Origin of the sequence: Azospirillum brasilense, from assembly GCF_001315015.1 — a bacterium.
Lineage (GTDB): Bacteria > Pseudomonadota > Alphaproteobacteria > Azospirillales > Azospirillaceae > Azospirillum > Azospirillum brasilense.
In genome coordinates this window covers 564,979-581,450 of sequence record NZ_CP012916.1, presented here as the reverse complement: position 1 = coordinate 581,450, position 16,472 = coordinate 564,979, and the positions used below count along the sequence as shown (strand labels likewise).

General features: G+C 70.1%; 17 protein-coding genes and 1 riboswitch. Of the genes, 8 read left to right on the top strand and 9 right to left on the bottom strand.

What is annotated here, in order from left to right; all coding sequences use genetic code 11:
• Nucleotides 1-31 precede the first annotated feature (31 nt).
• From AMK58_RS23925 to AMK58_RS23910, 4 genes are all read right to left on the bottom strand, one after another.
• Nucleotides 32-1,144, bottom strand: a complete 1,113-nt coding sequence (locus AMK58_RS23925; RefSeq protein WP_035683035.1) for an ABC transporter substrate-binding protein — start codon at nucleotides 1,142-1,144, stop codon at nucleotides 32-34.
• 82 nt (nucleotides 1,145-1,226) lie between these two features.
• Nucleotides 1,227-1,739, bottom strand: coding sequence for an L-2-amino-thiazoline-4-carboxylic acid hydrolase (locus tag AMK58_RS23920; protein ID WP_035683038.1), 513 nt, complete (start codon nucleotides 1,737-1,739; stop codon nucleotides 1,227-1,229).
• Between the two features lie 2 nt (nucleotides 1,740-1,741).
• The gene (locus tag AMK58_RS23915) at nucleotides 1,742-3,067 is read right to left on the bottom strand and encodes an NAD(P)/FAD-dependent oxidoreductase (RefSeq protein WP_079285481.1); all 1,326 of its coding nucleotides are present in this window, start codon (nucleotides 3,065-3,067) and stop codon (nucleotides 1,742-1,744) included.
• 215 nt (nucleotides 3,068-3,282) lie between these two features.
• On the bottom strand, nucleotides 3,283-4,455 hold the full coding sequence (locus AMK58_RS23910; protein ID WP_035683039.1) for a M20 aminoacylase family protein: 1,173 nt from the start codon (nucleotides 4,453-4,455) through the stop codon (nucleotides 3,283-3,285).
• 175 nt (nucleotides 4,456-4,630) lie between these two features.
• On the opposite strand from AMK58_RS23910, the gene AMK58_RS23905 reads away from it, so the two are divergent.
• Nucleotides 4,631-5,212: a TetR/AcrR family transcriptional regulator gene (locus tag AMK58_RS23905; protein ID WP_035683049.1), complete on the top strand. Its 582-nt coding sequence runs from the start codon at nucleotides 4,631-4,633 to the stop codon at nucleotides 5,210-5,212.
• Nucleotides 5,213-5,215: 3 nt separating this feature from the next.
• Nucleotides 5,216-8,626 (top strand): acyl-[ACP]--phospholipid O-acyltransferase, encoded by a 3,411-nt coding sequence (locus AMK58_RS23900; protein ID WP_059399534.1) that lies wholly within the window; start codon nucleotides 5,216-5,218, stop codon nucleotides 8,624-8,626.
• A 12-nt stretch (nucleotides 8,627-8,638) separates the two neighbouring features.
• Here AMK58_RS23900 and AMK58_RS23895 read toward each other — a convergent pair whose 3' ends face one another.
• Both AMK58_RS23895 and AMK58_RS23890 read right to left on the bottom strand, forming a co-directional pair.
• Nucleotides 8,639-9,232 (bottom strand): O-methyltransferase, encoded by a 594-nt coding sequence (locus AMK58_RS23895; RefSeq protein ID WP_035680559.1) that lies wholly within the window; start codon nucleotides 9,230-9,232, stop codon nucleotides 8,639-8,641.
• A 128-nt stretch (nucleotides 9,233-9,360) separates the two neighbouring features.
• A complete protein-coding gene (locus tag AMK58_RS23890) occupies nucleotides 9,361-10,059 on the bottom strand; it encodes a tellurite resistance TerB family protein (RefSeq protein ID WP_236778314.1) in 699 nt (232 codons plus the stop codon).
• Between the two features lie 379 nt (nucleotides 10,060-10,438).
• Between AMK58_RS23890 and AMK58_RS31505 the strand changes: the two genes are divergently transcribed.
• A complete protein-coding gene (locus tag AMK58_RS31505; RefSeq protein ID WP_035680564.1) occupies nucleotides 10,439-10,633 on the top strand; it encodes a hypothetical protein in 195 nt (64 codons plus the stop codon).
• Between the two features lie 65 nt (nucleotides 10,634-10,698).
• Here AMK58_RS31505 and AMK58_RS23880 read toward each other — a convergent pair whose 3' ends face one another.
• A complete protein-coding gene (locus AMK58_RS23880; protein ID WP_035680571.1) occupies nucleotides 10,699-11,388 on the bottom strand; it encodes an alpha/beta fold hydrolase in 690 nt (229 codons plus the stop codon).
• 282 nt (nucleotides 11,389-11,670) lie between these two features.
• Here AMK58_RS23880 and AMK58_RS23875 point away from each other — a divergent pair, with 282 nt between their 5' ends.
• On the top strand, nucleotides 11,671-12,024 hold the full coding sequence (locus AMK58_RS23875; RefSeq protein ID WP_035680573.1) for a hypothetical protein: 354 nt from the start codon (nucleotides 11,671-11,673) through the stop codon (nucleotides 12,022-12,024).
• Between the two features lie 76 nt (nucleotides 12,025-12,100).
• A complete protein-coding gene (locus tag AMK58_RS23870) occupies nucleotides 12,101-12,526 on the top strand; it encodes a hypothetical protein (RefSeq protein ID WP_059399533.1) in 426 nt (141 codons plus the stop codon).
• A 26-nt stretch (nucleotides 12,527-12,552) separates the two neighbouring features.
• Here the strand turns inward: AMK58_RS23870 and AMK58_RS23865 are convergent, their stop codons facing one another.
• Nucleotides 12,553-13,116: a manganese efflux pump MntP gene (locus AMK58_RS23865; RefSeq protein ID WP_035680575.1), complete on the bottom strand. Its 564-nt coding sequence runs from the start codon at nucleotides 13,114-13,116 to the stop codon at nucleotides 12,553-12,555.
• A gap of 83 nt (nucleotides 13,117-13,199) precedes the next feature.
• Nucleotides 13,200-13,321: riboswitch (yybP-ykoY riboswitch) on the bottom strand.
• 219 nt (nucleotides 13,322-13,540) lie between these two features.
• Here AMK58_RS23865 and AMK58_RS23860 point away from each other — a divergent pair.
• The 3 genes from AMK58_RS23860 (at nucleotide 13,541) to AMK58_RS23850 (ending at nucleotide 15,977) form a co-directional block, all read left to right on the top strand.
• Nucleotides 13,541-15,229, top strand: coding sequence for a methyl-accepting chemotaxis protein (locus AMK58_RS23860; protein WP_035680577.1), 1,689 nt, complete (start codon nucleotides 13,541-13,543; stop codon nucleotides 15,227-15,229).
• Nucleotides 15,230-15,245: 16 nt separating this feature from the next.
• Nucleotides 15,246-15,590, top strand: coding sequence for a hypothetical protein (locus AMK58_RS23855; RefSeq protein WP_059399532.1), 345 nt, complete (start codon nucleotides 15,246-15,248; stop codon nucleotides 15,588-15,590).
• 90 nt (nucleotides 15,591-15,680) lie between these two features.
• Nucleotides 15,681-15,977, top strand: coding sequence for a DUF1289 domain-containing protein (locus AMK58_RS23850; protein WP_035680581.1), 297 nt, complete (start codon nucleotides 15,681-15,683; stop codon nucleotides 15,975-15,977).
• Between the two features lie 8 nt (nucleotides 15,978-15,985).
• On the opposite strand, the gene AMK58_RS23845 is transcribed toward AMK58_RS23850, so the two are convergent.
• A complete protein-coding gene (locus tag AMK58_RS23845; protein WP_035680584.1) occupies nucleotides 15,986-16,168 on the bottom strand; it encodes a hypothetical protein in 183 nt (60 codons plus the stop codon).
• Nucleotides 16,169-16,472 lie beyond the last annotated feature (304 nt).

The window sequence follows — 16,472 nt, the reverse complement described above, 5'->3', positions numbered from 1 at the left end:
TAGGCTATCGGGTCGGAAGGGGGCGCGCCGCTCAGTCGGCGACCGGCACGAAGGCGCCGCCCTTGACCTCGACCTTCACCAGCTCCTTCTCGGCCTCGCGGTCGGCGCTGAAGCTGGTCTTGCCGGTCACGCCGGCGAAGTCCTTGGTCTCGGCCAGGGCGTCGCGCACCTTTTCGCGGGTCGGGTTCGGGTAGGCCTTCTCGACCGCGGCCAGCATGATGCGCACGGCGTCATAGGCCTGGGCCGGGAACTGGCCCGGAACCGCGCCGTTGGAGGCGGCCTTCCACTCCGTCACGAAATGCTGGATGTGCGGGGCCGGGTCGGTCGGCAGGAAGTTGGAGGTCAGGTGCACGCCCTCCGCCGCTTCGCCGGCCAGCTCGATCAGCTTCGGGCTGTAGGCGGCCGAGGTCGAGTAGACCGGGGTCTTGATGCCGAGCTGCTGCACCTGACGCAGGAACTGCGCGCCGTCCTCGTAGAAGAAGCCGGTGTAGATGGCGTCCGGCTTCGCGCGCTCCAGCTTGCTGATCAGCGAACGGTAGTCCTTCAGCCCGCGGTTGAAGAACTCGGAGAACACCACCGTGCCGCCGTTGGCCTTCACGCCGTCGGTGAAGCCGGAGACGACGGACTGGCCCCAGTCGGTCTGCTCGGCGATGACGGCGATGTTCTTGTAGCCCTTGGACAGCATCCACTTGGCGTTGTAGGGGCCTTCCTGCGCCTGGGTGGCGATGTTGCGGAACTGGTACTTGGAAATCTTGGTGTAGTCGGGGTGCGAGGCCGTCTGCGAGAGCTGCGGCATCCCGGCGTCCTTGTAGACCTGCGCCGAGGCCATCGACACGCCCGAGGTGAAGTCGCCCAGAACGCCGACGATCGCCTTGTCGTCCACGAACTTGCGGGCGATGTTGGTGCCCTCCTTGGCGTCGGAGCGGCTGTCCTCGAAGACGATCTCCGCCTTGAAGGGCTTGCCGGACGCGTTGAACTCGGTCAGCGCGATCTCGGCGGCCTTGCGGAAGTCCTGGCCGTACTGGGCGGTCTCGCCGGTCAGCGGCAGCTGGTAGCCGATCTTCACGGTGTCGGCGGCCAGGGCGGTGCCGGCAAGCGCACCGGTCATCAGGGCGGCGAGGGAGGCGGTCTTCAGGGCGGTCATCGCGTGTGAACCTTTCTTGTGAAGGCCGGCTTCGAGGCCGGTGTTGGGCAGCGTCGTACGGTTGGGTGGCTTACGCGGCGGATCAGGCGGCTTTCGGGCCGGGCAGGACCTTCAGGCGGCAACAGCCCTCGTCGCCGGGCTTCCAGGTCTCGCCGCGGAAGACGAAGCCGGCCGCCTCGAACAGGCCGCCGTCGATGGCGCCGGCCATGTTGCAGAGCAGCTCCAGATCCTCGTCGGACTTGCCCTGGGCCTGCCACGCCTCCTTCAGGGGACAGCGGTGGAAATGGATTTCCAGCGCGTCGCCGTCGCAGCGCTTGATCTCCGGCGCGAACATGGAATCGCGGTTCGGAATGCCGTCGAGGAAGGCGTGGCACAGGCCGGCGAGGTCGTCGGGGCCGTGCGCCGCGTACTTCACCCCCATCGCCTCGCCCAGGCGGCGGGTCGCCTCGCGCCCGATGTCCAGCGCCGTCTCGGTGCCATAGCGCTCGCGCAGCACGTCGAACATGTGGGCGTAGGACGCGGCCCGCATGGCGTAGGCGTTGCGCAGCTGCGTGGCGTGGTCCGGGGCGGCAGGCGGCTTGGTGTCTTCAGTCATCGTCAGATTTCCCGGATGTCGTTCCAGCGGTATTGCAGGAGTTTGAACGGCCCGATGCGTTGCAGCAGGTCGTTGAAGGGCAGGGGGCGCGGCTCGGTCAGCGGCAGCGCCAGCTCCGCCGGATCGTGGCCCAGCGCCGCGTAGGCCAGCTCCCGCCCCAGCGAGACGGACAGGGCGACGCCGCGCCCGTTGCAGCCCGCCCAGGTGAAGGCGTTGGGGCCGAGCTGGTGGACCCGCGGGGTGTAGTCGGTGGTCATGGCGATCCGCCCGTTCCACACATGGTCGAACCGCAGCCCGCGCAGGGTGGGGAACATCGAGGCCAGCCGCAAGCCGACGATGCGGCGCAGCCGGTCGGCCCCGTCGACGGGGACCAGCAGCGCGCCGCCGCTGACCAGCCGGTGGTCGGCGGTGTAGCGCATGAAGCGCAGGTCGCCGTGGGTGTCCGACATGGCCTGACGGCCCGGCAGGATGCTGCGCCGCTGCGCCTCGTCCAGCGGCTGGGTGGCCATCTGCCAGGACAGGACGGGGACGACCTCCGTCCGGATTTCGGGGAAGACCGCGGCGGCGTAGCCGTTGGTGCCCAGCACCAGGGCGTGGGCGGTCACCGTGCCGTTGGGCGTGCGGGCGACCCAGCGGTCGCCGCGTCGCTCCACCGACAGGACGGGGGAGTTGATGAAGATCGACGCGCCGGCTTCGACCGCCTTGCCGGCCAGCCCGCGGGCCAGGGCCAGCGGGTTGATGTGGCCGCCGCTGCGGTTCATCCAGCCGCCGTAATAGGCGTCGGTGCCCAGCAGGTCCGAAATGCCGGCGCGGTCGAGCAGCTCCACCGGAGCGCCCCGGCTGCCCCACTGCTTCGCCCGCCGTTCGGCGATGGCGATGCGGCCCGGCGAATGGACCGGCTGCACCCAGCCGGTCTGCTCGGCCGCGCAGTCGATGCCCAGGCGGCGGACCAGGGCGAACAGGGTCTCGGCGCTGTCGCGGATCAGCGCGACGAAGCGCTCGCCGCGCTCCGGCCCGAACTTGGCGACGAGGTCCTCGGGGTCCGGGCGCGTCAGCGTCGGGATCACCTGCCCATTGTTGCGCCCGGACGCGCCGCGCCCGATCTCCGATGCCTCCAGGACGACGGCGCGCTTGCCCGATTCGGCGGCGTGCAGGGCCGCCGACAGGCCGGTGAAGCCACCGCCGATCACCAGCAGGTCAGTCTCAACCGCGTCCTTGAGCACCGGAAGGGCCGGCGGCGGCGGGGCCGTGGCCTCCCACAGGGAGTCGGGCCGCTGCCAGATGCCGCCGGTTCCAGGAACACCGGTCTTCTTCTCTATCGCCTTCACCGTGCCTTGTCCCACGTCTGTCGGGTGAAATCGGCCCGATCATGGGACAAATTGCATACTCGGGCAATTACCATGGACGGGGCGCGGTAATTTTCCTGTTTCATACACAAACCATAGGGAGATAGGAATGGTTTGTACAAAGCTGCCGGAATGATGGCGGTGTCCTTTGTAACCCTCTCCCCAGAGGGGAGAGGGGATGTCGGATGCGAGCGCGGTTACGCCGCCCGTGGCAGCACCGTTTCGGCCAGCCGCACCCAATAGCTGAGGCCGATGGGCAGAACCGCGTCGTTGAAGTCGTAATGCGGGCTGTGCAGATTGCGCCCGCCGTCCGACGGCCCGGCGCCGACCCAGACGTAGCAGCCGGGACGCTGCTGCAGCATGAAGGCGAAATCCTCCGCCCCCATGCTGGGCATCGGGTCCAGATCCAGCCCCGATTCGCCGACCACTCCGGCGGCGGCGCGGCGGGCCAGTTCGGTCGCCCCGGCCTCGTTCACCGTGGACGGATAACGGCGCTCGTAGCGCATCTCCGCCTCGATCCCGAAACCGCCGGCGATGGCCTTGGCCAGTTCGCCCATGCGCCGTTCCACCATGTCCTGCACCTCTTTGCGGAAGGTGCGGGTGGTTCCCCGCAGGACGGCGGTGGCCGGAAGGACATTCCACGTGTCACCCGCGTGGAATTGCGTGACGCTGACCACGGCGGAATCGACGGGATGCACGCTGCGGCTGGCGATGGTCTGCCAGGCGTTGACGATCTGGGTGCCGGCCAGGATCGTGTCGGTGCCCAGATGCGGCATGGCGGCGTGGGTGCCCTTGCCGGTCAGGGTCAGCTCGAAAATGTCGTAGGCGGCCATGATGGGGCCGGGGCGCAGCGCGATCTTGCCGACCTCGAGCCCCGGCCAGTTGTGCATGCCATAGACCTGCTCGACGGGGAATTTCTCGAACAGCCCGTCCTCGACCATCACGCGCCCGCCGCCCTCGTTCTCCTCCGCGGGCTGGAAGACGAAGGCGATGGTGCCCTGGAAGTTCGGATGCGCCGACAGGTGGCGCGCCGCGCCCAGCAGCATCGCCGTGTGCCCGTCGTGTCCGCAGGCGTGCATGCGCCCCGGATTGCGCGAGGCGTGGGGCAGGTTGGTCTGCTCGTGGATGTGCAGGGCGTCCATGTCGGCGCGGAAGGCGACCGCCGGACCCTCGCCATTGCGCAGCAGCCCGACCACGCCGGTCTTGGCGATGCCGCGGTGAACCTCCAGCCCGAAGGAGGCCAGCTTTTCCGCCACGAAATCGCTGGTCCGCTCCTCCTCGAAGGCCGTTTCCGGGTGGGCGTGCAGGTCGCGCCGCCACGCGGTCATGTCGGCCGTCAGCGCCTCCGTCCCGTCGATCGTCCTCACCATGTCCCTGGTTCCCTGTGTTTCATGAGTGTGTGCGAATGATCTTGCCCAAAAAGGCACCCGTCGTGCAAAGCGCACGACGATGCGGTGCCGTCACATCACCCTTGCAGCACGGACCGGTTCCGTGCAGGATGTGAGTGAACGTTCACTCATGATGGACGCCACGAACGGGAACGCCATGTCCAAAGATGTCCGCAACGATGCCCGCCACAAGGTCCGGGACGCCGCCATCGCGCTGTTCGCCCAGAAGGGGGTGAAGGCGACCACCATCAAGGACATCGCCCGCGCCGCCGGGGTGTCGGAGGGGGCGCTGTACCGCCATTGGGCCAGCAAGGAGGATCTTGCCGCCGCCCTGTTCGCCGCCGAATACACCGCCCTGTCGCATGACCTGCGCGCGGCGGCGGGGAGCGGGCCGGCGCCGCAGCGGCTGCGCCGCGTCATCGTCTGGGCCTTCGGGCTGGCCGAGGCGGCGCCGGACCGCGCGCGCTTCCTCCTGCTGTCGCAGCACGACGCACTGCCGTTGGTTCCTGACGGGTTGGAGACGCCGGTGGACGCGGTCTGCGCCATCGTCGGCGACGGCATCGCGGAGGGGAGCATCGTCGACGCCGACCGCGAGGCGCTGGCCCATACCGTGATCGGCGCCATCGTCCTCAACATCCAGTCGCACGTTTACGGACGGCAGACGGCCCCGCTCGGCACGCTGGCCGACACGGTCGCCGACGCGCTGCTGCGCGGCCTGTCCACCGGAAAGGAAACCTGAGCCATGGGCGAACTCGGTCTTCTCGCCACGCGGCGCTTCCTGCCGCTGTTCGTGACGCAGTTCCTCGGCGCCTTCGGCGACAACGTGCTGCGCGGCGCCATCGCGGTGCTGGCCGTCTACGGCATGGCGGGGACGGCGGGCGACGGCGCGCTGATCTCGACGCTCGCCGCGGCGGCCTTCACCGTGCCGTTCCTGCTGTTCTCGGCGACCGCCGGGCAATTGGCCGACCGGTTCGACCGCACGCTGATCGCCCGCGCCGTGAAGGTGGCGGAGATCGGCCTGATGGCGATCGCCGCCTGGGGCATCATGCGCGCCGACCTCGGCGTGCTGATCGTCGCGCTGGTCGGCATGGGCGCCCATTCCACCGTCTTCGGGCCGGTCAAGTACGGCCTGCTCCCCGACCTGCTGAAGCCGGAGGAGCTGACCGCCGGCAACGGTCTGGTGGAGGCCGGGACCTTCGTGGCGATCCTGCTCGGCACCATCGCCGGCGGCTCGCTGGCGATGGCCCACCCGCTGGCGCTCCCGGGGCTGCTCGGGGCGACGGCGCTGGGCGGGCTGGCGGCGTCGCTGCTGATCCCGCGGGCGGGCAACGCCGACCGGACGGTGCGCGTCGGGCTGAACCCGGTGTCGGTCACCCTGCGCGTGCTGCGCGCCACCGCGCAGGACCGCGTGTCGATGCTGGCGATCTACGGCATCTCCATCTTCTGGGGAGTCGGCGCGGTCGTCATGGCGCAGTTCCCGGCCATTGCGCGGGAGACGCTGGGCACCGACAGCGAGGGGGCGACCCTGCTGCTGGCGGTCTTCGCCGTGGGCGTGGCGGTCGGCTCCGTCTACGCCGGGCTGGGGCACCGGGTGCCGTCTCGCTCCGACGCGCGCCGCGCCGCCCTGGCGGGCCTCGTCGCGGCGGTGGCCGGGGCGGCGCTGCCCTTCCTGACGCCCGACGTTCCGTCGGCGGAGCCGCTGTCGGCGCTGGCGCTGCTGGCCCAGCCCTGGGCGATGCCGCTGCTGGCCGACCTGTTCCTGATCGCCGCGGCGGGCGGCGCCTTCGCCGTGCCGCTCTACGCGCTGATCCAGCACCGCGCGGCGGTCTCGGCCCGCGCCCGGGTGATCGCGGCGGCCAACGTGGTCAACGCGCTGTTCATGGTGGTCGGCTCCGGCATCGCGGCGGCCATGCTGGCGCTGGGCGTGACGCCGCTGACCGTCGCCGCCTGGGGCGGGGCGAGCATGCTGGCCGCCGTCGTCCTGGCGCTCGCCATCGACGCGGTGGGGATGGGGCGGGCGCTGGCCCGCGCCTTCTTCCGGCTGGCCTTCCGGGTGGAACTGCGCGGCGCCGAGCATCTGGAGCGGCTGGAGGGGGCGGCGGTCGTCACGCCGAACCACCAGTCCTTCCTCGACGGCGCGCTGCTCGCCGCCTTCCTGCCGGGCATGCGCTTCGCGGTGGACAGCTTCATCGCGCAGCAGGCCTGGGCCAAGCCCTTCCTGGCGCTGGCCGACCATGTGACCATCGACCCGACCAAGCCGATGGGCACGCGCCTGCTCGCCCGCACCCTGGCCGAGGGCCACAAGATCTGCATCTTCCCGGAGGGGCGGATCACCGTCACCGGCTCGCTGATGAAGATCAACGGCGGTCCCGGCATGTTGGCCGACAAGGCGGGCTGCCCCATCGTGCCGGTCTGCATCGAGGGCGCGCAGCGCTCCATCCTGTCGCGAATGCACGGGCGGCTGCGGCTGGGCCTGTTCCCGCGGATCACCATCACGGTCATGCCGCCGGTCGCCACCCCCGACGTGACCGGGCTGGCCGGCAAGAAGCGGCGGGCGGAGCTGAAGTCCTGGCTGTCGCGCGTCATGACGGAGACCGTCTTCGCCGCCGGGCAGCGGCCCGACACGCTGGCGCTCGCCCTGTTGGAGGCCGGACGGAAGACCGGCTGGGGCAAGGCGGCGGTGCAGGACGGCGATTTCACGACGCTGTCCTACCGTGCCCTGACCGCGCGTTCCCTGGTGCTCGGCCGCATCCTGGCCCGTGGCACCGAACCGGGGGAGGCGGTGGGCGTGCTGCTGCCGACCGCCTCGCCGACCGCGGCGGTGTTCTTCGGGCTGGCGGCCTACGGGCGGCCCGCGGCGATGCTGAACTTCACCGCCGGGGCGGAGGCCGTGAAGGCGGCCTGCCGCGCCGCCGGGCTGCGCCGCATCGTCACGTCGGCCCGCTTCGTGGAGATGGGACGGCTCGGCCCGCTGGTCGAGGCGCTGGCCGCCGAGCACAGCATCGTCTATCTGGAGGAGGTGAAGCGCGGGTTGGGCATCGGCGACAAGCTGCGGGCGCTGGCCGCGTCGGTGGCGCCGGAGCGCTTCCTGCCGGAGCAGGGCCAGCCGGACGATGTGGCGGCGATCCTCTTCACCTCGGGGTCGGAGGGGCCGCCCAAGGGCGTGGCGCTGACCCACGACAACCTGCTCGCCAACATGGCGCAGGTGGCCTCCGTCGTCGACTTCACGCGGCAGGACGTGGTGTTCAACTGCCTGCCGGTCTTCCATTCCTTCGGGCTGCTCGGCGGGATGCTGCTGCCGATCCTGAACGGGGTGAAGACGGTGCTCTACCCCAACCCGCGCCACGTCCGGCTGATCCCGGAGCTGGTCTACCAGACCAACGCCACGGTGCTGTTCGGCACGGACTTCTTCCTGAACGCCTGGGCGCGGGCGGCGGACCCCTACGACTTCCGCTCGCTGCGGCTGGTCTTCGCCGGGGCGGAGCGGTTGCAGGAGGAGACGCGCCGCACCTACACGGAACGGCTGCGCGTGCATCTTCTGGAGGGGTACGGCACCACCGAGACATCGCCGGTGATCGCGGTCAACACGCCGGCCCGCTTCCGCCCCGGCACGGTCGGGCAGGCCCTGCCGGGCATCGAGACGGAGCTGCTGCCGGTCCCCGGCGTGCCGGTGGGCGGGCGGCTGCGGGTGCGCGGCCCGAACGTGATGAAGGGCTACATGCGCGCCGACAATCCCGGTGTGGTCGAACCGCCGGAGGACGGCTGGCACGACACCGGCGACATCGTGGACATCGACGCCGACGGCTTCATCCGCATTGTCGGGCGCGTCAAGCGCTTCGCCAAGGTGGCCGGCGAGATGGTCCCGCTGGGGCTGGTCGAGGAACTGGCGCTCCAGGCCGACCCCGACGCCGCCCATGCCGCCGTCGCCCTGCCGGACGCCCGGCGTGGCGAGCGGATCGTCCTGGTCACCGCCGGCACCAGCCCGACCCGCGACGCGCTGATGGCGGCGGCCAAGGCCAAGGGCGCGCCGGAGATCGCCATTCCCCGCGACGTGCTGCGGGTGGAGACGATCCCCCTGCTCGGCACCGGCAAGACCGACTACCCGGCCGTCAGCCGGCTGGCCGCGGCGATGCTGGCGAGCGAGACGGCCTGAGGACCGGTGTGGTCAGGGGCGGCAGGCGACGTGCAGCCCCTTGCCCACCGGGAAGACGGTGGAGCCGAAGCCGGGCAGGGCCTCCACCGCCGCGATGTAGCCGGCGATCTCCTTTGGGTGGGACAGGGCGTTGTCGGCCAGCAGCAGGCAATCCGGCTCCAGCTTCGGCAGCAGAAGACGCAGCTGCTCCGGGGCGCTCCAGCGGTCGGCGTCGAAGAACACGCAGTCGAAGGGGCCGTCCAGCCCCGCCACCGTCTCCGTCGCGTCGCCGACCAGCAGGGTGACGCGGCTGGCCAACCCGGCGCGCTCCAGGTTGGTGGCGGCCTGGGCGCTCTTGCCCGGATCGCGCTCGATGCTGGTCAGCGGCTCGGTGGCGCCGATGGCCTGCAACGCCGCGGCGAGCCACAGGGTGCTGACGCCGTTGGAGGTGCCGATCTCCAGCACCCGGCGGCGGCGCCCGCTGCGCACCAGCATGTGGAGAAGCTCCGCAGTCTCGCGCTCCAGATTCAGCATCTTGCGGGCACGGTCGCCCTCGCGCGCGTCGTTGTCGCGTCCATAGCTCTCGAGATCGCGGAGCACGCGGTCGACGGCGTCATCCAGCAGCATGGTGTTGGTCCCGGTGGCGGAGAGTGGGACAAGACCCTGCGCCGATTGTGGCCGTGCGGTCAAGAGAGTGCCGTCAACGAAAAGCCCCCTCCCGCCGGGTGGCGGGAGGGGGCTTGTGGTTGGAGCGGTTATGCCGCCTGGTTGAGCTGCTCGGCGCGCTGCGGGGCGATCTTCAGGCGGGTGGCGAGGTAGGTGAGATAGGCGCGTTCCGCCTCATGCTCGCGGTCCACCGCCATCAGCGAGGCCAGATAGACCTGCTCCGCCATGTCCGGATCGGTCACGGAGCGGACCAGCGAGTCGAGCGATTGCGGCTGGGACAGCTCCTGCTCCACGATCCGCCGTTCCTCCGGGCCGCCGCCGGCCTCGTCCAGGGCGGACATGACGCGCTGGCGCTCGGCCGGGGAAATCTCACCGTCGGCGTTGGCGGCGGCGATCATGGCGCGGATCAGCAGCAGGGCGTGCTGGTCCTCCATGGCGAGTTCCGGGAACGCGCCTTCGCCGGCTCCCGACGGGGCGGCGTCGGGCGGGGGAGCGGTGCGCTGCTGGAAGACCTGGGACAGCCGCTCGCCCAGCGATCCGCCGCCGGAAGCGCCGGCCCCGCCGAGGATGCCGCCGAGGATGCCCCCCGGCGTGTTGCCCGAACCGGACGGCGGCGCCCCCCATGGGCTGGCCCCCGGCTGCCCGGAGCGATCCGGCGCCTGTCCGGAGGAAGGCTGTCCGGAGGGCGGCATGTTCTGCTGACGCTCCTGATAGGCGCGGTAGGCGAGGTAGGCCAGCGCGCCCAGTCCGGCCATGGGGCCGACGCCCATACCGCTGCGGGCGTGCATCGCAGGTCCGGCACCCATTCCCGAACGATTCAGGATCGACCCAAGATCCTGTGCGCTCCTGCGGCTGTGCCCTCCCATACCGGTTGCCAGAAGGGTGCCGAGGATGTTCTGAAGATTCGCCATGACGCGCCTCTCTCCTTATCGATGCAGCTTCGCGCCTCATCAACAGACGAAAGGGATTGGCGTCACGGCACAGCTGTCGGTGCCAATGATGGGCCTGACCAGCCGATCCCTCCTCTATGACGGCCTCTATGCCAGAGGTGGGGTGGCTTTCGAACAGGCTGTGCAGGGCACCGACTTCCGCTATCGTAGCGCGCATCAGAGCGCAGCAAGCGCCAACGCCCGCCGGTCGGCGGGTGGCATTTTGGAGGAGACGCCCATGACCTTCGACCGGCACGCGGAACCGCCTCCGCTGGACGTGTCGCCGACACCGTTCGTTCCACCGCCGGCCCCGGCCTGCGGGTCGCTGTGGAGCGACTATCTCCACCGGCTGCTGGGCACGGCGCACGGTTGCGTCGCCGCGAACGACGACGAGTCCGATCCGGAGCCCGCCTGCTGCTGCGCCGCCGGATGATGCCGTGACACCGTGCCCCTGAAACCGTGCCCCTGAAATCGTGATTGAGAGCGGTCGGGTGCCCGTCAGCGGGCGCCCGCCGCCTCGATGATCACCGCCGCCACCGCGTCGGGCCGGGAGGCGTGCGGGATGTGGCTGGCCCCGACCTCCACCGTCCGCGCGCCGATGCGCTCGGCGGTCGCCCGCAGGAAGGTCGGGGGAAGCATCCGATCCTCGCTGGCGACGACATACCAGGACGGCTTGTGCTCCCACGCCGCGGCGGTCACCCGCGTGCGGAAACAGCCGGCATGGACCGGTCCCTGCGTCGCGGCCAGCAGCGCCGCCTCCGCCGCCGGCACATCCTGGGCGAAGTTCGCCGCCAAGCTCTCCGCCGACAAATGCAGATAGCCGGCGCGGTCCATCGACACGCTGGACAAGCCGGGCGAGGGCGGGAAGGGCTTCAGCGTGTCGTTCGGCGACTGGCCGACCCCTGGCGCGAAGGCCGCCACATAGACCAGCGCCTTCACCTTGTCCTGATTCCCGATCTGGGTGATCACCGCCCCGCCCCAGGAATGGCCGACCAGCACCACCGGCCCCTTGGCGCGGTCGATGGCGCGCTGGACATGGGCGACGTCCTCGTCCAGCGAGGTCAACGGATTCTGCACGGCGATCGCCTCCAGCCCCTGGGCCTGGAGCAGGGGGATCACGCGGCTCCAGGCAGAGCCGTCGGCGAAAGCGCCGTGGACGAGGATGACGGAAGTGGCGACCGGGTCCATGGACCGATTCCCGTGACAGTGACCGACCCTATCCTCTGAGCACGCCCGCGCCCGCCTGTCCAGCGCGGAGCCTACGCTTTTCCTCCCTGCGGAAAAGCCGCCCGGACTCTGGGGTCAAAGGGTGTCTTGCTGCGGAGCGGGATGAAAATTTCGCAAAAACGCCATTGAAGCTAAGATTGTTCTGGGATACGGTATACAAACAGTGAGGCGGGGCGATTGTCCGCCCCCTCCGCCAAGCCAGTCCGTCCTCCGCATCGCCAGCCCGAGCCCTTGAGGTGAGCCATGGTCAAGACCCTCTCCGCCGCCCGTCCCGGAAGCCGCCCGAATGCCGTCCGCGGTGTCGACGATGCCGCTCCCGCTGGCGTCGTGGTCGCCCTGCGCCCCGATCATCGCCATTCTGATCATCGGCAGCGGGCCGCGGTTCTGGCGGCGACCACCGGCGGGCGCGGCCCGCGCATGGACATGCTGACGATCACCCACAGCCGCGGCGCGGCGGAGGATCGCGGGGCGGAACTCATCCACATCGACGGCCCCTATGCGGACGTTCTGGCCTACATCGCCGACTCGCCGGACTGCGTGGTCTGCTTCGACACGCTGCACGGCGGCATGGCCCGCGCGCAATTGTCCGTGCCCTGACATTGTCTGCGCCCTGACCGGGCGCCGGGTCCTGCTGGAGAGCGAACCGATGAACGCCTGTATGATGAGTGATTGTGTGACGACGCCCTTTTCCGGGCAGGAACTGGCCTCCGCGATCATCGCGGCGGCGCTGTCGCTCCCATCGGCCAACGGCCGGCTGCATCTGCCCAGCGGCGCTTTCCTCTGCGACCCGGCGGCGCTGGAGCGGGAGTTCACGGCGGCGGCGCAGGGGCTGTCCCACTGGCTGGCGCAGAACGACCAGGAGATTGCCGGCGCGGCGCGGGCGAGCCGGCTGAAGATCGCGGCTGGGGTCATCCGGGCCGCCGTGGCGACGCTGGAGCACGCCGAACGGCGCTGCCGTGACCTGCGCGACCGTGGAGAGCGGGCGCTGTCCATCGACTTCAGCGCGGTCTGCGACCGGGTTCAGGAGCGTCCGGGCCTGCTTGCCCAGACGGTGGCCGCCGCCGCCGCCGGCCACACCATCCACGCGGTCGCCGCCTGAGAAAGGCGTCCGCTGGCGGTTGAGCGTTACAGAAGGGTGTGCTCGACCAGGATCTTGGTGCCGATGGCGAGCAGGCCGAGGCCGCCGATCAGCTCCGCGCGACGGCCGAGCAGCGGGCCGGCGGCGCGCCCCAGCAGGACGCCGCCGAAGCCCATCAGGAAGGTGACGACGCCGATCAGGCTGGCGGTCACCGCGATGTTCACATCCGCCATGGCGAGGCCGACTCCCACCGCGCTGGCGTCGATGCTGGTCGCCACCGCCACGGTCAGCAGGGCCAGCCAGCCCGACCGCGCAGCCGCCGCCTCGTCGTCCTCTTCCCCGGCGAGCGCGTTGCGGATCATCGATCCGCCGATCAGCAGCAGCAGGCCAAAGGCGATCCAGTGGTCGATCGCCTGGACGAAGCCGGCGAAGGCCGAACCCACCGCCCAGCCGATGGAGGCCATCGAGAGCTGGCAGAGGCCAAAGGCGAAACCGACCCGCAACGCCTCGGACAGGCCGGGACGCTTCTGAACGGCGCCACGGCCCAGCGCCGCAGCGAAGCTGTCCATGGAAAGGCTGACGGCGAGGACGAGGGAGGTCACACCGAGCATGGCAACGAACTCCGGCCAAACGGACACGACAGCACGGCTACCCCCGGTTGGCCTTCGGGAGCGTCCGCACCATCGGTCTTGCCGAACCGGCCGGACTCTGTCCGGCTGCCGCGTGCGCCACGGGACCGCCTGAGGCAGGATGGTCCCGAGTCTGTTGGCGCACGCCCCTCTCGCAGGAGGGTGGCTACTCCCCAATGACGGGGCGGACCCTAACGCCGGAGAGTGTGGGTGTCAATCTATATGAACAGCTGTTCATATATATTTGAATCGCTCTAAACAAGGATGCGCCACGCCCCGCCGCGGGCGAGGCATGGTGCGGCCCGGAACGATTTGTTAAGAGCCTCTGACGCTTTTATGCCGCTGCGGTTCGTTGGGGTACGAAACGCTCGGATTCAATGGGCATCATTGGGCGCGGGGGTTCGCCATGGGGTTGCTGACGGGGGTCGGCTCGCTGTCGCTTTCGGGCAAGACGGTGTCGCTGTGTGTCGGTGGATTGGTCGTGTTGACGAGCGCCACCTTTGCGGTCAACGAAACGTTGCTGAGCCGCTATGCGGAGCGCATGGCGGTCGAGCGGCAGGAAACCAACATGCGCGTCGCCTGGGACGTGCTGAACCAGTATGGGCGCGACATCAGCGTCCGCGACGGCGCGCTGTACGTCGGCGACCGCGCGCTGAACGGCTTTTTCGAACCGGTGGACCGCGTGAAGGCGCTGGTCGGCGGCACCGCCACCCTGTTCATGGGCGACACGCGGGTCACCACCAACGTCCAGAAACCGGACGGCGGGCGGGCCGTCGGCACCAAGCTGGCCAAGGGGCCGGTCTATGACGCCGTGCTGGTGCGGGGCGAGCCGTACCGCGGGCAGGCCGACATTCTGGGCGTTCCTTTCTACACCGCCTACGACCCGATCAAGGACCGCTCGGGCAAGGTGGTCGGCGTGCTCTATGTCGGCGTGCCGAGGGCGGAATTCTTCGCCCCGATCCGCGACACCCAGACGATGATCGGCGGGCTGGGCGCCGTGGTGACGCTCCTGGTGGCCGGCGGCAGCCTGCTGCTGTCGCGGCGCATCTTCCGCCCGTTGTCCGCCATGCGCGGCGCCATGGAGCGACTGGCGACGGGGACCCTGTCGGTCGAGGTTCCGGCGCTGGGACGCAAGGACGAGATCGGCGGGATGGCCCGGGCGCTGAGCGTCTTCAAGGAGAACGCGCAGCGGGTCGCCCGGCTCGACGCCGCCCAGGCGGAGGAGCGCGCCCGCGCCGAACGGGACCGCCGCGACGCGCTGGAGGCCGTCGCCCGCAACTTCGAAGGCACGATGCTGAGCGTCGTCGAGACGCTGAGCGCCACCACGGCCCAGCTCGAATCCAACGCCCAGCGCCTGCATGGCATCGCCGAGAACAGCAGCGGGCAGGCCGCCGCGGTCAGCGGTGCGGCGGGCGAGGCCAGCGACGACGTGCGGACCGTGGCCGGCGCCACCGAAGAGCTGACGGCGTCCATTGTCGAGGTGTCCCGCCAGATCGACGAATCCTCCCGCATGGTCCGCAACGCGGTGGAGGAGGTGGAGCGCACCAACCACACGGTCGAGGGCCTTGCCGCCGCCGCCGGCAAGATCGGAGAGGTGGTGACGCTGATCCAGAGCATCGCCGCGCAGACCAACCTGCTGGCCCTGAACGCGACCATCGAGGCGGCGCGGGCGGGGGAGGCCGGCAAGGGCTTCGCCGTCGTCGCCAACGAGGTGAAGGGGCTCGCCAACCAGACGGCCAGGGCAACCGACGAGATCGCCCAACAGGTTGCGGAGATCCAGGCGGTGACCGGCAGCGCGGTGACGGCCATCGGCGGCATCGGGCGCACGGTGGTCGCGGTCAACGATCTGGTCGGCCGCATCGCCGGGGCCGCCGATCGCCAGAACGCCACCACCGGCGAGATCGCCCGTAGCGTCCAGCGCGCCGCCGACCGCACATCGGAGGTGACCTACAGCGTCCGCGACGTGTCGGCCTCCGCGCACGAGACCGGCACCATGGCGTCGGAGGTGCGCTCCGCCGCCGCCGACCTCGGCCGGCAGGCGCTGGCCCTGCGCGAGCAGGCCGGGGCGTTCCTGCGGCAGATCCGTTCGGCCTGAAGGGAGGGTTTCGCCCGTGTTCCGCAACCCGCGTTCGTTGCTGTTCGTGTTCTTCTTCGCGTGCCTAGCGGCGTTGCTGGTCTTCAGCGGCGACCCGCCGGACGGCGGGCGGACCGACGCGAACCGGGATTTCCTGGCGGCCTGCGAGGCCAGCCCCTTCGCCGCGCAGAGCACCGGCTCCACCGAGGCGGCGGTGCGGGTGTGCTCCTGCATCCTGTCCTGGCACCGCAAGGAGGGTGAGGCCACCGGCCGGCCGCTTCCCGCCGCGCTCTATGGCGGGGAGGGGGGAGCCGGCGCCGCGGCGATGGCGGTGGACGAGCGGGCGCGGGCCTCCTGCCTGTCCGGGCGTGTGACGCCCTGATGATCGGAGACCCGCTTTTTTGAGAATCGTCCGCAGGACGGGGCGGCCGGGGCTTTTCCTTCGGCCCTGCCGCACCCATCCTATGGCGCTATGAGCACGCACGACACCCGCAATCCCTGCACGAAGCTCTGCCGCTATGACGCGGCGGACCGCTGCATGGGCTGCTTCCGCACCCGCGCGGAGGTGAGGCACTGGAAACGCCTGCCGGACGAGACGAAGGCGGCGATCAACGCCCGCATCGCCGCGCGCGGCGGCACCGTCTCCAAGAAGGACGGCAAGCGGGCGAAGAAGCTCGACAAGAAAATCCGCAAGCTTGAGGCGAAGCTCGCCACCCTGCGCGCCCGCCGGTCGGACTTGGAAGGGCCGGTCGTCAAAGCGGCGGAGTGAACACCGCCTCACCCGATCCCGGCGTGCCTCTCCACATACAGCAGCAGGGCGGGGTAATAGTGCCTTTGTGAAGCCGTCAGTTCCTGGCAGTAACGGCGGGCCATACCGTTGGATAGCCAAGCATCAAGCTCGCCGTTCTCACGCTTCTGGGCGATGACGCGGTCGATCTTGTCCATGATCTTGTGGATCACGTCCGTTCCTTTTCGGGTGTTGATTTGCCGTGGGAGGGGTAGCTGCCGCAGAGGCGGCGCCGTCGATTGCCCATTCAATATGAACCTCGGGACGGCGGTGAGCTGCGCATTATGGGCATGCCTGCGTACCGCATTGCACAAAAGTCCACCTGGGCCGCGCGGGTCTGCCCTTCGCAGGCGTTCGTTGACCGGCTTCCCGGCGCCGTCCCATTCTGCACGTCGAAGGAAGAAAAGCCGGGAGGACGTGCGGTGGGGATGGCGGTGGACCGCCGCGCCGCCGCAGCCATCATCATGACCGCTATTG

Excerpts from the sequence above, each read along its gene's own strand:
- AMK58_RS23875 (WP_035680573.1), top strand. The coding sequence starts at position 11,671 with ATGGTCAAGACCCTCTCCGCCGCCCGTCCCGGAAGCCGCCCGAATGCC.
- AMK58_RS23925 (WP_035683035.1), bottom strand. The coding sequence starts at position 1,144 with ATGACCGCCCTGAAGACCGCCTCCCTCGCCGCCCTGATGACCGGTGCG.
- AMK58_RS23865 (WP_035680575.1), bottom strand. The coding sequence starts at position 13,116 with ATGCTCGGTGTGACCTCCCTCGTCCTCGCCGTCAGCCTTTCCATGGAC.
- AMK58_RS23900 (WP_059399534.1), top strand. The coding sequence starts at position 5,216 with ATGGGCGAACTCGGTCTTCTCGCCACGCGGCGCTTCCTGCCGCTGTTC.
- AMK58_RS23890 (WP_236778314.1), bottom strand. The coding sequence starts at position 10,059 with ATGCACGCCCGCAGCGGTATGGGCGTCGGCCCCATGGCCGGACTGGGC.
- AMK58_RS23850 (WP_035680581.1), top strand. The coding sequence starts at position 15,681 with ATGAGCACGCACGACACCCGCAATCCCTGCACGAAGCTCTGCCGCTAT.
- AMK58_RS31505 (WP_035680564.1), top strand. The coding sequence starts at position 10,439 with ATGACCTTCGACCGGCACGCGGAACCGCCTCCGCTGGACGTGTCGCCG.
- AMK58_RS23910 (WP_035683039.1), bottom strand. The coding sequence starts at position 4,455 with ATGGTGAGGACGATCGACGGGACGGAGGCGCTGACGGCCGACATGACC.
- AMK58_RS23880 (WP_035680571.1), bottom strand. The coding sequence starts at position 11,388 with ATGGACCCGGTCGCCACTTCCGTCATCCTCGTCCACGGCGCTTTCGCC.
- AMK58_RS23895 (WP_035680559.1), bottom strand. The coding sequence starts at position 9,232 with ATGCTGCTGGATGACGCCGTCGACCGCGTGCTCCGCGATCTCGAGAGC.
- AMK58_RS23905 (WP_035683049.1), top strand. The coding sequence starts at position 4,631 with ATGTCCAAAGATGTCCGCAACGATGCCCGCCACAAGGTCCGGGACGCC.
- AMK58_RS23920 (WP_035683038.1), bottom strand. The coding sequence starts at position 1,739 with ATGACTGAAGACACCAAGCCGCCTGCCGCCCCGGACCACGCCACGCAG.
- AMK58_RS23860 (WP_035680577.1), top strand. The coding sequence starts at position 13,541 with ATGGGGTTGCTGACGGGGGTCGGCTCGCTGTCGCTTTCGGGCAAGACG.